Origin of the sequence: Streptomyces sp. NPDC059900, from assembly GCF_050270335.1 — a bacterium.
Classification (GTDB): Bacteria; Actinomycetota; Actinomycetes; order Streptomycetales; family Streptomycetaceae; genus Streptomyces.
The window spans coordinates 1-13,254 of the sequence record NZ_JBNNJZ010000207.1; the positions used below are offsets into that span (position 1 = coordinate 1).

The following is a 13,254-nucleotide window of genomic DNA, read 5'->3' on the forward strand; positions in this document are numbered from 1 at the left end:
ACTTGGCGGTCAGGTCCGCGGCGAGCGGAGCGTCGGCCCGCAGCCACTGCTTCTCGGTCAGGTCCGCCCGCGGCGGTATCAGTTCGTCATCGCACATCAGAGCGTTCTCCCACATCGACCCGGACAGGGGAAGACGATCAGACGAATTGCCGGTGGCGGTCCGGCCACCGGGCCGCCACCGGCGCCGTATCGTCACCCGCGTGGAGCTCAGACACCTGTCCGGATTTGTCGCCGTCGCCGAGGAACTGCACTTCGGCCGCGCCGCCGACCGCCTGCACATCGCCCAGTCGCCGCTGAGCCAGCAGATCAAGCTCCTCGAACGGGACCTCGGGGTGAAGCTGTTCGACCGCACCACCCGTACCGTCAGCCTCACCCCCGCCGGGCAGGCGCTCCTGGAGCCCGCCCGGCGGCTGCTCGCCGACGCCTCGGCGGTGCGGCGCACGGTGCGGGCCGCGCATCTGGGCGAGGTCGGCCGGGTCAGCGTCGGCTTCGCCGGGGCCAGCAGCTACTCCGCGCTGCCCCTGCTCACCCGCGCCGTCAACTCCCAGCTGCCGGGCATCGAGCTGGTCCTCGAAGGCCAGACGTATACGGGGGAGGCGTTGCGGCGCGTTGCCGACGGGACGCTGGACATCGGGTTCGTGGCGCTGCCCGTGCGGCGCGGCATCACGGCCCGCGTGGTGCGCATGGAGCGGCTCGTGCTCGCCCTGCCCGACAGCCATCCGCTGGCCGCGCGCCCCGAGGTGCCGGTGAGCGAACTGGCGGGCGAGCCCCTGGTGACGTTCCCGCTCTCGCGCGAGTCCGCCGTGCGCGAGGCCATGGTGCAGGCCTGCCACGAGGCCGGGTTCGCGCCGCGGATCGTGCAGGAGGCGCCGGACTCGTACAACATGCTGGCCCTGGTGGGGGCGGGGGTCGGTCTCGCGGTCGTGGTGGCGTCGGCCCGCAACATCCATCTGGAGCACGTCGTGTTCCGGCCGCTCGCCGGAGACGACGTGCCGGTGCTGCCCATCGCGCTCGGCTGGCGCACCGGCAACCGCTCCGCCGCGCTGCACGCGGTGCTCCGCGTGGCCGACGAGGTCCTGCCGGTGCCTGCCGACGCCCCGGATTCCACCGGCTGACTGTGCTCGATTGTGCTCGATGACGTCTCAGTGCGGCCCGCTATTGGTCTTGGACACCTCCTAATGGCGGAAGGCAGAGTGATCCACGTCTCGCGACGGTGCGAGGACCGGCCGCCGGCCGCTCGGCTGCCTTCCCCGTCTCGCCGCCCTCCGTCGCGGGATCTGCCGCCACGAGAGGACGCTCGTCATGCAGCAAGACGCCCCGCTCCCCGGGCAACCGGACGCAGCCCCGGCGCCCGAGGCCCCTGATCCCCGACTCGCCCGCGAGGCGCGCCGCGCGGGCGTCACCGCGTTCGTCGGCACGACCATCGAATGGTTCGACTTCTACATCTACGGGTCCGCCTCGGCCCTGGTCCTCGGCAAGATCTTCTTCGCCGGCGCCTCACCCGCCGTGGGCACCCTCGCGGCCTTCGCCACCTTCTGGGTCGGCTTCCTCGCCCGCCCCCTCGGCGGCCTGATATTCGGGCACTTCGGCGACAAGTACGGCCGCAAGAAGGCCCTGGTCACCACCCTCACGATGATGGGCGGCGCCACGTTCTGCGTGGGACTCCTGCCGGGGTACGCGCAGATAGGCGCCGCCGCACCGATCCTCCTGGTCCTGCTGCGGATGATCCAGGGCGTGGCGATGGGCGGCGAGTGGGGCGGCGCCGTCCTCATCGCCACCGAGTACGCACCGCCGGGCCGCAAACTGCTCTACGGCTCCTTCGCCCAACAGGGCTCCCCGGTCGGCAACCTCCTGGCGACCCTCGCCTTCCTCGGCATGGCCCAGCTCCCGGACGCGGCCTTCGAGTCATGGGGCTGGCGCGTGCCGTTCCTGTTCTCGGCCGTCCTGGTCGCCGTCGGCCTGTTCATCCGGCTCAGGCTGGCGGAGACCCCCGAGATGCAGGCCGCCCTCGCCCGGAACAAGACGATCAAGCTGCCGGTCAAGGAAGTACTCACGCGCTCCCCGATGCTCGTGTTCCTCGGCGTGCTCGCCGGCACGGCAGGCGTCGCGATCACCTACGTCAAGACGACGTTCGCCCTGTCCTGGGCCACCGCCGACCTGGACTTCGACCGCACGACCTTCCTCACGGTCATCTCGCTCGCCCTCGTCGTGCAGGTGATCGTGCAGCCCTTCGGCGCCGTCCTCGCCACCAAGTGGCCCGTGCGCAAAGCCGTGTTGTGGATGCTCCTCCCGGAGTTCGTCCTGCTGCCGCTGATGTTCGTCCTCGTCGGCACGGGCGACTTCTGGCTCGCCGTCCTCGGCATGGGCCTGGCGACCTTCCCGCACGCCATGTACTACGCGGCGCTCGCCGGGATCCTCGCCCGCGTCTTCCCCGTCGAGGTCCGCTACACCGGCATGTCCCTCGCGTACCAGCTGTGCACGACCCTGTTCGCCGGGACCGCGCCGATCGTCTCGCAGTACCTCCTGACGGCCTCCGGCTCGATCTGGCCGGTCGTCGCCCTGGGCCTCGCCTACACCGCGCTCACCCTCGCCGGTGTCCTTCCCCTGCTCGCCCGCACCGGCGAACCGGCCACCGCCGCTGCCGCCGACTCCCGCACCGCACAACCCGCCTGACCTGGAGCAACCTGTGTCCTCGCCGACTCCCCGGAACTTCGCCGACCGCGACCCCGCCCTGCGCCCCCTGCTCGACCGCCGCCTCGCCCCCGACGACCGAAACCGCGTCGAGCCCCTGCTCGCGGAACTCGGCGAGCTTGCCGCGGGCGACCTCGACCGGCAGGCCGCCCTCGCCGACGCCCATCCGCCGCGCCTGATCCCGTACGCCCCGGACGGCACCCGCGTCGACGCGATCGAGTACCACCCCGCCCACGACCGCGCCGCCGCGATCGCCTACGAACGCTTCGGCCTCGCCGCGATGTCCCACCGGCCCGGCGTCCACGGCTGGCCCGGCACGATCCCGCACACCGTCAAGTACGCCCTGTCCTACCTCTACGTACAGTCCGAGTTCGGCATGGCCTGCCCGCTGTCGATGACCGACTCCGCCGCCCGCATCCTGCGCCTTTTCGACCCCGGCCGGTACGCCGCCGAGATCGCCGCCCTGTCCTCCACGGACCCCGCACACCGGGCCACCGGCGCGATGTTCATGACGGAGCAGCAGGGCGGCACGGACGTCGGCCTGACGCAGACCCTCGCCACCGACCGGGGCACGCACTGGACCCTCACCGGCAAGAAGTGGTTCGCGTCCAACCCCGCCGCCGACGTGACCCTCACCCTCGCCCGCGTCCCCGGCCAGGGCGAGGGCACCCGCGGCCTCGGCATGTTCCTCGTACCGCGGCTGCGGCCCGACGGGACGCGCAACGCCGTGCGCATCGACCGCCTCAAGGACAAGCTCGGATCCCGGTCCATCGCGAGCGGCGAGGTCACCCTGGAGGAGGCCTACGCGACCCCCGTCGGCCAACTCGCCCACGGCTTCCGGCAGATGGCCGAGATGCTGAACGTCTCCCGGCTCTCCAACGCCATGCGCGCCACCGCCCTGATGCGCCGCGCGGTCCGCGAGTCCGTCGACCACACCCGCGCCCGCCACGTCTTCGGCAAGCCCCTCTTCGACCAGCCCCTGATGCGGGCCACGCTCCTGCCGATGATCCTCGACACCGAAGCCTCGCTCGGCCTTGTCCTGGAGGCCGCGGCCCGCCTCACCGCCGCCGACGACGGAGACGAGCAGGCCAAGGCGCTGGTCCGCGTCCTCACCCCGCTCGCCAAGCACACCCTGTGCAAGCGCGCCCGCACCGTCACCGGCGAGGCCATGGAGATCCGGGGCGGCAACGGCTACATCGAGGACTGGGTCAACCCACGGCTCGTGCGCGACGCCCACCTCGGCTCCATCTGGGAGGGCTCGTCGAACGTCATCGCGCTCGACGTGCTGCGCTGCATGCGCCGCGCCGCCGCCCACCGCACCCTCGCCGACACCTACGGCGACCGCGCCCCGGTGAGGCACCGCTGGGAACTCCTGCGCAAGCAGGGCGACGCACTCCTCGAACTCCCCGAAGAGGAGCAGGAGGCGCGGATCGGACGGTACGCCGACAGACTCACGCACGCCGTCATGGCGACGCTCCTGCACGACCAGGCCGACCACGAGCGGCGGACGACCGGCAACGGCCGCGCGCTCCTGGTCGCCCGCACCTACGAGGCGCTCCTGGACGACCCGGACGCCCTGCCCCGAACGGCCCTGGACCACCTGGCCGAACTGGCCGAGGGTGGACAGGTCCCGATCGCCACGGCCGAGGAGGCCCCCGCACATGCCTGACGAGTCCCGCCCCGCGTCCCCCCTGGCCGGAATGAAGGTCGTGGACCTCTCCAAGATCCTCGCGGGGCCCTACGTCACCATGTCCCTCGCCGACCTCGGCGCGGACGTCATCAAGGTCGAGCACCCCGAGGGCGGCGACCCGACCCGCGCCTGGGGCCCGCCCTTCAACGGCCCTGACGCCACGTACTACTTGGCGGCCAACCGCAACAAGCGCTCGGTGACCCTGGACCTCAAATCCCCCGGGGGGCAGGAGGCCGTGCACCGGATGCTCGCCGATGCGGACGTCCTGGTGGAGAACTTCCGCCCCGGCAGCTCCCTCGCCGACATCTTCGACTACCGCACCCTCAGCGCCCGCTACCCGCGCCTGGTCCTGCTCCACATCTCGGCGTTCGGCGACAGCGGGCCACTGCGCGACGAGCCGGGGTACGACATGGTCGCGCAGGCCAGCGCCGGTCTCATGTCGCTCACCGGCGAGCCCGACGGGCCGCCCGTCAAGGCCGGTTACGCCATGGGGGACCTGGGCGCCGCGCTCTTCGGCCTCATCGGCGTCACCTCGGCCCTCGTCGAGCGCGAGCGCACGGGACGAGGCCAGTACGTCACGACCTCCCTGTACGAGTCCCAGCTCGCCCTGCACATCAACTGGGCCACCGGCTACTTCGCCACGGGGGAGCGGCCCACCCGCCTCGGCTCGGGCCACCCGAGCCTCGTCCCGTACCAGGCCTATGCCGCGTCCGACGGCCACTTCGTGATCGCGGTGGGCAGCGACGGACTCTTCCGCCGCCTCAGCCAGACCCTCGGCCACCCCGAGTGGGCCGACGACCCGCGCTTCGCCACCAACCGCGCCCGCGTCACCCACCGGGCCGCACTCAACGCCAAGCTGGAAGCGGTCCTCGTCGACGACACGGTGGCCCACTGGTGCGCGCTGCTCAAGCCGCGCGGCGTCCCCGTCGCCCCCATCCGCACCCTCGACGAGGTCTACGACTGCCCGCAGACCGAGGCGCTCGGCATGGTCCAGAAGGTCGACCACCCGGACGTGGGCCCGCTCCAGCAGGTCGCCTTCCCCGTCAGCTTCCGCGGCGAACGCCCCGCCGTACGCACCGCACCGCCCACCCTCGGCCTGCACAGCAGGGACGTACTGGCCGAACTCGGCTACGCGGAGGCGGACATCGACCGTCTGCTCGACCACCCGCAGCAGCCGGACCGCCCGCAGCACCCCGAACACGCTGAGCACCCGCACCCCGCGCACCCCTCGCAAGGAGCCTGACCATGCCGTTCCGCGCTCTCGACGCCGTCGACCCGCTCAACCTGGAGGCCCTGCTCACCGACGAGGAGCGCGCCGTACGCGACACGGTCCGCCAGTACCTCGACGCCAGGGTGGAGCCGCACATCGCCGACTGGTTCGAGTCCGGCGGGCTGCCGGACCTGCCCGGACTCGCCCGCGAATTCGGCAAGATGGGCCTGCTCGGCATGCACCTGGAGGGCTACGGCTGCGCGGGTATGTCGGCGCGGGCGTACGGAATCGCCTGCCGTGAACTGGAAGCCACGGACTCCGGGCTGCGCTCCTTCGTCTCCGTACAGGGGTCCCTGGCGATGTTCGCGATCCACCGCTTCGGCTCGGAAGAGCAGAAGCAGGAGTGGCTGCCGCGCATGGCGGAAGGCTCGGCCATCGGCTGCTTCGGCCTGACCGAACCCGACCACGGCTCCGACCCGGCGTCGATGACGACCCGCGCGCGCCGGGACGGCGACGACTGGATCCTCGACGGCCGCAAGATGTGGATCACGAACGGTTCGGTGGCGGCCGTCGCCGTCGTCTGGGCGCAGACGGAGGACGGCGTACGCGGCTTCGTCGTGCCCACCGGCACCCCCGGCTTCTCCGCCCCCGTCATCAAGCACAAGATGTCGCTGCGCGCCTCCGTCACCAGTGAACTGGTCCTGGACGACGTGCGGTTGCCCGCCTCCGCGCTGCTCCCGGAGGCGCGCGGTGTCGGTGCCCCGCTCACCTGCCTGAACGAGGCGCGCTACGGCATCGTCTGGGGTGTCACGGGCGCCGCCCGCTCCGCCTGGCGGGCGGCGCGCGACTACGCCTTGCAGCGCGAGCAGTTCGGCAGGCCGATCGCGGGCTTCCAGCTGACCCAGCAGAAGCTGGTGGACATGGCCCTGGAACTGCACAAGGCGACCCTGACCGCCCTGCACCTGTCGGCGCTCAAGGACTCGCCCGCCGGGGTCCACCCGGCCCAGATCAGCTTCGGCAAGCTGAACAACGTACGCGAGGCCATCGAGATCTGCCGCACCGCGCGCACGATCCTCGGCGCGAACGGCATCTCGCTGGAGTACCCGGTGATCCGGCACGCCAACAACCTCGAATCCGTGCTGACCTACGAGGGCACGAGCGAGATGCACACGCTCGCCCTCGGGCAGGCCCTCACCGGCCACGCGGCCTTCCGCTGACGCCCGCCGACTGGGGTCCCTACGCGCCGAGTTTGTGCAGCGCCGCCCCCACCAGCGTCTGCACGCCCGGCAGCAGGACGGAGAGGTCCGGGGCGAACAGCGGGCTGTGGTTGGCCGGTACGCCGGTGAACTTCTCGGCGAGTTCCTTGCCCGGCGCCGCCTGCCAGGTGGCGTGCGCCGTCGAGGGCACGAACCAGAAGTCGTAGGGCACCCCGGCGGGCACGAGGACGGAGAAGTCCTCGCTGCCCATCGCGGGCCCGAAGTCGAACACGCTGTCCTTGCCGAACAGTTCCCGGTGCACGGCGGCGATCTCCGCGTCGAGCGCGGCGTCGTTGACGGTGGCCGGGAAGCTGGCGCCGACGGTCACCTCGGGCGGCGCGGGGCACCCGGCGGCCAGGCACTCGCCTTCGGCGATGCGGCGGACGGCGCCCAGGACCCGCTCGCGCACCGCCTCGTCCTGCGTCCGCAGGTTGAGGCCGAGCCGGGCCTCCGCCGGGATGATGTTGGGCCGCTGCCCCGCGTGGAACTGCCCGGTGGTGAGCACCACCGCGTCCGACGCGGACACCTCGCGGGAGACCACGGTCTGCAGCCGGGTGACGATGTAGGCGGCCGTCACCACCGGATCGACGGCGGCCTCCGGCCGTGAGCCGTGGCCGCCGACGCCGTGCACCACGATCTCCACGTTGTCGGCGGCCGACATGATCAGCCCCGGCGTGTGGGCGACGAAACCCGCCGGGCCGGGGGCGACATGCTGGCCGAAGACCGCGTCGGGGCGGGGAAAGCGTTCCTGCAGCCCGTCGGCGACCATCGCGCTCGCCCCGCCGCCCGCCTCCTCGGCGGGCTGCCCGATCACCACGAGCGTGCCCGCCCAGGTCTCGCGGGCCGCCGCGAGCGCGTCGGCCGCGAACGTCAGCCAGGTCACGTGCGTGTCGTGGCCGCAGGCGTGCATGACGCCGTCCACGGTGGAGGCGTACGCGAGGCCCGTGGTCTCCTTGACGGGCAGCGCGTCCATGTCGCCGCGCAGCCACACCACGGGCCCGTCGCCGTTCTCCAGGACGCCCACGACACCCGTGCCGCCGACGCCGGTGGTCACCGCGTACCCGGCGTCGCGCAACCGCCCGGCGAGGATCCCGGCCGTGCGGTGCTCCTGGAAGGAGAGCTCGGGGTGGCGGTGCAGATCCCGGTAATAGTCCTCGAGGGCACTCGCCCGCAGCCCTGAGGTCACGTCCAGGGCCAGGCTCGCTGCGGTGGCTGCCATCGGTATCCGGCTCCTTGCGTTCGAGACGTACGAGGCGTCGAGACGGTGGAGGTACGGGATCACCCTCGCACAAGGAGTGCGGCCTCGCGCCGGGCGTGCAGCTCCCGCTGGACGCGGGCGACGTCATCGGCGTACGGACGGTAGAGCAGGGTCAGGAACACGCCGTTGGCCAGCATGAGAAGCACGAGGACCCACAGGAAGACCGTGCGCAGTCCGACGGCGTCGCCGAGGAACCCCGCGCCGAGGCTGAAGCCGGCCCAGGCGATCGCCTCGAAGACCGAGACGTAGACCGCGAAGGCGGCTCCGCGCAGTTCGGGCGGCGTGATCGCCATGACCATGGGCCGGTTGACGCTCGGGTTGACCCCCTGGGTCGCGCCCATGAGGGCGAAGAAGACACCGAACAGGGCGATGCTGCCGTAGTCGAACTGCGTACCGAAGTAGGCCACGAGAGCGAAGACGAACTGGGCCGCTTGCAGGACCGCCACGAGGCCGTGGCGCGGGCTGCGCCGATGCGCCCAGTCGGCAGCGACGCCGCCCAGGAGCGTGCCGAGGAAGTAGCCGACGCCGAAGGGCAGCAGCACGATCGAGGCCTTCTGGGTGCTGAAGCCGTACACGTCCACCAGGAAGACCACTCCGAACGTGCCCACCAGGAGATGGCCCGACATCAGCCGCGAGATCAGCAGGACCACCAGGCTGCGGATGCCCAGCAGCGAGAGCACCTTGTCCCGGGTGAGCTTCGAGTGGGCGTCGCGCGTGGCGCGGTCGAGGTCGGCGAGCTGTTCCTCGGCCGCGCCGCGCCCCGGATCGCGGAACCAAACCCACAGCCCGATGCCCAGCAGGATGTTGAAGGCGCCGATGCCCCACAGGCCCCAGCGCCAGCCGTCGTCGACGCCCGCGAGCTGGCCCTTGAGCGGGCCGATCCCGGCACTGACCAGGGAGACCGCGCCGTAGACCACACCCACCGCACGGCCGCGGGACGATCCGCCGAAGAGATCGCCGATCAGCTCGGTGATGATGGGGTGCGCGGCAGCGTAGCCCGCCGCCAGGACGGTGTAGAGGACCAGGAGCTGGCCGAAGTTCTGCGAGAAGCCCGCGGCCACGCCCCACACGCCCCAGAGCCCGGTGGCCACGACCAGGACGCTCTTGCGCGACCAGCGCTGCGCGGCCCACACCCACAGGGGCCCGGTGAACGCGCCCGCGACCTTCCCCGCGGCGGTCAGGACGCCGAGGGCGCCGAGCGAGACCCCCAGGGACTGCCGGATCAGCGGGAACAGGCTGCTGACCAGGCTCGCCTCGGTGCTGTCGACGAGCATGGTGCCGCCGAGCAGGGACAGCTGCCGCCAGCGCCCCTTGACCTTGACCTCGGATACGGGCATGCCGGTGCGCTGACTAAGCTCGGGCATCGCGCCCTCTCTTTTCTCTGCGATTTTCTTGGCGGGAGATCTGCGGGGGAGACGGCGGGCGAACGCCGGTGACGGGGCTGCAACCCCGTCACCGGCCCACGTGGCCGGGGGGCCTCAGAGTCGTCCGAGTTCCTCGGCGACGAGGCGCAGGCCCGCTGCGGGGAACAGCGCTCCGGCCATCGCGGCGACGTCGATGAGCGGTGCGGCGCCCAGCATCTGCAGGAGCTCGGAGTCGACGACACCGGGCAGGTGCCTGCGCAGCACCTCGACGGCCACCGGATCGGAGAGCAGCGCCTTGAGGGGCGTGCGCAGCGAGAGCCGGCCCTCGGGGTAGTCCTCGGCGAGGGGCAGTGGCTGCGCGGCCCGTTGTGCCTGCTCGCGCTGGGCCCTGACGAGCAGATGCTGCTCGGTCACCGGCCCCTCGGCGGGCAGTCCGAGCCGTTCGTACTGGCTGGGCGGGGCGTCCTCGGCCCGCATCAGCTCCACCATCAAGGTGGCCATGCGCAGTTCGGCGGCATCGTCGACCAGGGGAGTGTGCTGCTCCGGATCGGTCGCCAGGTCGAAGAGGAGGGTGCCGTGGTGGTGGGGGTTGACCAGGGTGCGGCCCGGCACGCGCAGGGTGCGGACACCCTTGGTGAAGTCGAACGGCCCGGTTAGTTCCAGGTCTGCCAGTTCGGCGGGGGAGAAGCGGCCCCGCATGTGCGTCGGCATCAGGGTGTGTTCGTACAGGGGCGCGTTGTCGGGCGACGCGGGCGCCCGCATGTAGACGTGGCGGCCGTCGGTGACGTTGACGTGCCCGCCGTGCATGCCGAACAGACCCGCCTCGCGTACGGGGACGTCCTCGGCGATGGGCAGCGGCTCGCCTCGCATGTCGCACGGGCGGTCGACCCCGAAGAACTCCAGGAACGTCGGGGCCAGATCGACGGTCTGCACCAGCGCCTCGTGCCGCGCGCCCGCGGTGGCCGCCCGCGGATCCCACGCGAAGAGCGGCAGATGGACGAGCTCGTTGAACCAGGGCTGGACGCTCTTGCCCCACCAGCCCTTCTCGCCGAGCAGCAGGCCGTGATCCGTGCAGACGATCAGCAGGGTGTCGTCCCACATCCGCAGCTCGTCCATGGTGTCCAGGACGCGCCCCAGCGAGTGGTCGCACATCGACAGGAGCGCCGCGTACTCGAACCGGCCGTGCTCGACCTGGTCGGGGCTCTCCACGACCCGCTTGTAGTCGGGCCAGTCGAAGTGCGGTCCTTCGTAGTCGTGGGGATAGAGGTCCTTGTACGTCTGGTGGCTGAAGAACGGCTCGTGCGGATCGAAGGTCTCGATCTGGACGAACCACCGGTCGGCGTCCTGATTGGTGCGCACGAACTCCAGGCCCGCGTCGAAGGTGAGGGTCTGCGGGTGCCGGTCCTCGGTCGCCATGTGGGGACGGTTGACCCAGTCCTGGCGGTAGACGCCGAAACGCATCCGCTTCAGGTCCTCCGGTATGTCCGGCTCGGCGACCTGTCCCTTCCAGGGGTCGCCCTCCTGGCCGCGGAAGAACTCCCAGGTGTTGTAGCGCCCGTGGTAGGTGGCGCCGCCGTCCTCCCAGTAGTGCGGGTGGTCGCTGATGAGGTGGGTGTAGACGCCGTGCTGCTTGAGGAGTTCGGGCATGGAGTCGTCGAACGGCTCCAGCGGGCCCCAGCTGCGGTGCAGGAAGTTGTGCCGCCCGGTGTGGATCTCGCGGCGGGCCGGCATGCAGGGCATCGAGCCCGCGTACGCGTTGTCGAAGGTGACGGCCCGCCCGGCGAGGCGGGCGAAGTTCGGCGCGTGGGTCCAGTCGCCTCCGTAGGGCGGCAGCATGTGCCGGTTGAGGCTGTCGAACATCACCATGATGGCCTTCATCGGAGGGGCTTTCCTTCCGTCAGGCTCTGCCGGGTCCGCTCCAGCCAGGCGACCCAGCGGTCCATGGCCGCCGCGCCGAGTCCGTGCAGGACGTGGTGGATCTGCAGATCCAGCTCCTGGTCGAGACCGGGGGCCGGATCCTCGTAGCGCAAGGTGCGGTCCCGTCCCCGGTTGTGCGCGATCTGCGCGCGCCGGTAGGCGAGTTCACTCTCCACGAGCCGGATCGCCGCCGCCCGGTCGAGCGGTCCGGTGATGCTGAACCGGGCGATGAAGTCGATCTCCTGGAAGCGGCTCGGCGGTTCGTAGGGCGAGCGCACCCACTCCAGGAGGACTTCGTGGCCGCGGGGCGTGAGCCGGTACACCTTGGCGTCCGGCCGGCCCTCGCGTGCGTCGATCTCGTGCCGCACCCAGCCGTCGGCCTCCATCTGCGCGAGCTTGCGGTAGATCTGGCTGTGGTGAGCCCGCGCCCACAGGAACTGCCCCTCGATCTCCAGCCACTTGCGCAGGTCGTAGCCGCTGTAGGGGCGCCGGGTCAGCAGACCAAGCAGGACGTACTCGAACTTCACGGGCGCGGACTCCTCGGCAGGGCACCTATGTGCAACTTCACCTATGTGAGGCTTCATATATGCACGCGAGGCAGGCGACGTCAATGGATGGCGCGCGGCGGGCGTCAGTTCAGGGACTTCCAGAAGCCGTACCGGTGGTCCCCGGCGAAGTCCACCGGGCGGATGCCGCCGGGGCCCGAGGCGAGGGACAGGGTGTGGTGACCGGCGGGGGTGACGGGCTGCCAGCCGGCCCTGCCCGTGCGGGCGAAGTCGCTCCAGATGCGGATCATCGCGTCGGAGAGGTCGCGCTGGGCGTGGGAGAGCTTCTCGTAGTCGTCGATCTCGAAGAGGTAGGGCAGTTCGAAGAGGTGTCCGGCACCGGCGGGGAAACCCGGCTTCGGGTATGCCGGGTCCGCGTACCAGGGCGTCTCCTTCTCGGCGAACTCGTACGCATAGGTGGGCACCCGGGCGGCGAGCGCGCGGCCGGTGTCGATGGCGGGCGCGGCGTAGAGGGCGTCGGTGAGGGCTGCGGCGAGTGCCAGGGCGGGGGTGTTGTCGTAGGCGCCGACGGGATAGCGCGCGGCGACCTTCGCGGCCTTCTCCTTGCCGAACTCCTCCTCCAGGCGGGCCCGGTAGTCGGCCGTGTCGATCGTCGCGTCCGGGTCGCCGGTGGTCTGCTTCTTGGCGAGCTCCATTCCGTAGACCATCGCCCGCTGTTCGTCGTGGTTGATGCCCTGGAGGACCGGGACCTTGTTGAAACGGCCGCTCGCGAAGGCCTTTTCGGGTGTCAGCGGCAGCAACTCGCCGCCGTAGACGGGGGAGTAGCGCGGCCCCTGTCCGAAGGGGTGGATCAGGTCTTCGACGGGTGCCTTGCGCCAGTTCTTGACGCCGGGCTTCTTCCCGATCCCGGCGGCCGTCCGCTCGCCCTGGCGCAGGGCCGCCGCACGGCCGGTCTTGCTGTCGGCGCTCGCGCAGGGGCCGCTCTGCGAGATGACCCGGTCGAAGAGGCCCGCGGAGGACGGGGCGACCAGGTGGGCGCAGGTGCTGTGGGAGCCGGCGGACTGGCCGAAGAGGGTGACGTTGCCGGGATCGCCGCCGAAGGCCGACGCGTTGTGCCGCACCCAGCGCAAGGCGGCCTGCTGGTCGAGGAAGCCGTAGTTGCCCGACTCGCCGCGTCCGTGGCCCTTCTCCAGAGCGGGGTGGGCGAGGTAACCGAGGGCCCCGAGGCGGTAGTTGACCGTCACGACGATCACATCGCCTTGTGCGGCAAGGCGCTGGGCCCCGTGCATGGCGCCCTCGCCGTCGGTGTGGTCGCCCCCGTGCAGATAGACCATGACCGGGCGGGGTCGTGCGGGGTCGGTG

Annotated in this window: 10 protein-coding genes; 5 read left to right on the top strand and 5 right to left on the bottom strand. The window is 71.4% G+C overall.

Going from position 1 to position 13,254, the window contains the following annotated elements; translation table 11 throughout:
• The first annotated feature begins 200 nt into the window (after window positions 1-200).
• From ACQKIP_RS24540 to ACQKIP_RS24560, 5 genes are all read left to right on the top strand, one after another.
• Window positions 201-1,115: a LysR family transcriptional regulator gene (locus ACQKIP_RS24540; RefSeq protein ID WP_365862497.1), complete on the top strand. Its 915-nt coding sequence runs from the start codon at window positions 201-203 to the stop codon at window positions 1,113-1,115.
• Window positions 1,116-1,302: 187 nt separating this feature from the next.
• A complete protein-coding gene (locus tag ACQKIP_RS24545) occupies window positions 1,303-2,673 on the top strand; it encodes an MFS transporter (protein ID WP_365862498.1) in 1,371 nt (456 codons plus the stop codon).
• Window positions 2,674-2,686: 13 nt separating this feature from the next.
• Window positions 2,687-4,360 carry an acyl-CoA dehydrogenase family protein gene (locus tag ACQKIP_RS24550; RefSeq protein WP_365862499.1) on the top strand — a complete coding sequence of 558 codons (1,674 nt, stop codon included), beginning with the start codon at window positions 2,687-2,689 and terminating at the stop codon, window positions 4,358-4,360.
• Complete coding sequence (locus ACQKIP_RS24555) at window positions 4,353-5,624, top strand: CaiB/BaiF CoA transferase family protein (protein WP_365862500.1); 1,272 nt, start codon at window positions 4,353-4,355, stop codon at window positions 5,622-5,624. The genes ACQKIP_RS24550 and ACQKIP_RS24555 overlap by 8 nt, the downstream gene beginning before the upstream one ends.
• Before the next feature lie 2 nt (window positions 5,625-5,626).
• Complete coding sequence (locus tag ACQKIP_RS24560; protein WP_365862502.1) at window positions 5,627-6,808, top strand: acyl-CoA dehydrogenase family protein; 1,182 nt, start codon at window positions 5,627-5,629, stop codon at window positions 6,806-6,808.
• Window positions 6,809-6,827: 19 nt separating this feature from the next.
• Here ACQKIP_RS24560 and ACQKIP_RS24565 read toward each other — a convergent pair whose 3' ends face one another.
• The 5 genes from ACQKIP_RS24565 to ACQKIP_RS24585 all read right to left on the bottom strand — a co-directional run.
• The gene (locus tag ACQKIP_RS24565; RefSeq protein ID WP_365862503.1) at window positions 6,828-8,066 is read right to left on the bottom strand and encodes an amidohydrolase; all 1,239 of its coding nucleotides are present in this window, start codon (window positions 8,064-8,066) and stop codon (window positions 6,828-6,830) included.
• Between the two features lie 59 nt (window positions 8,067-8,125).
• Window positions 8,126-9,469 carry an MFS transporter gene (locus ACQKIP_RS24570; RefSeq protein ID WP_365862505.1) on the bottom strand — a complete coding sequence of 448 codons (1,344 nt, stop codon included), beginning with the start codon at window positions 9,467-9,469 and terminating at the stop codon, window positions 8,126-8,128.
• 114 nt (window positions 9,470-9,583) lie between these two features.
• Entirely contained in the window at window positions 9,584-11,347 is a 1,764-nt protein-coding gene (locus ACQKIP_RS24575) for a sulfatase-like hydrolase/transferase (protein ID WP_427744071.1), read from the bottom strand.
• Window positions 11,344-11,913 carry a PadR family transcriptional regulator gene (locus ACQKIP_RS24580; protein WP_365862508.1) on the bottom strand — a complete coding sequence of 190 codons (570 nt, stop codon included), beginning with the start codon at window positions 11,911-11,913 and terminating at the stop codon, window positions 11,344-11,346. The genes ACQKIP_RS24575 and ACQKIP_RS24580 overlap by 4 nt, the downstream gene beginning before the upstream one ends.
• 104 nt (window positions 11,914-12,017) lie before the next feature.
• The coding region (locus ACQKIP_RS24585; protein WP_427744074.1) for a carboxylesterase family protein at window positions 12,018-13,254 on the bottom strand (1,237 nt) is incomplete at its 5' end.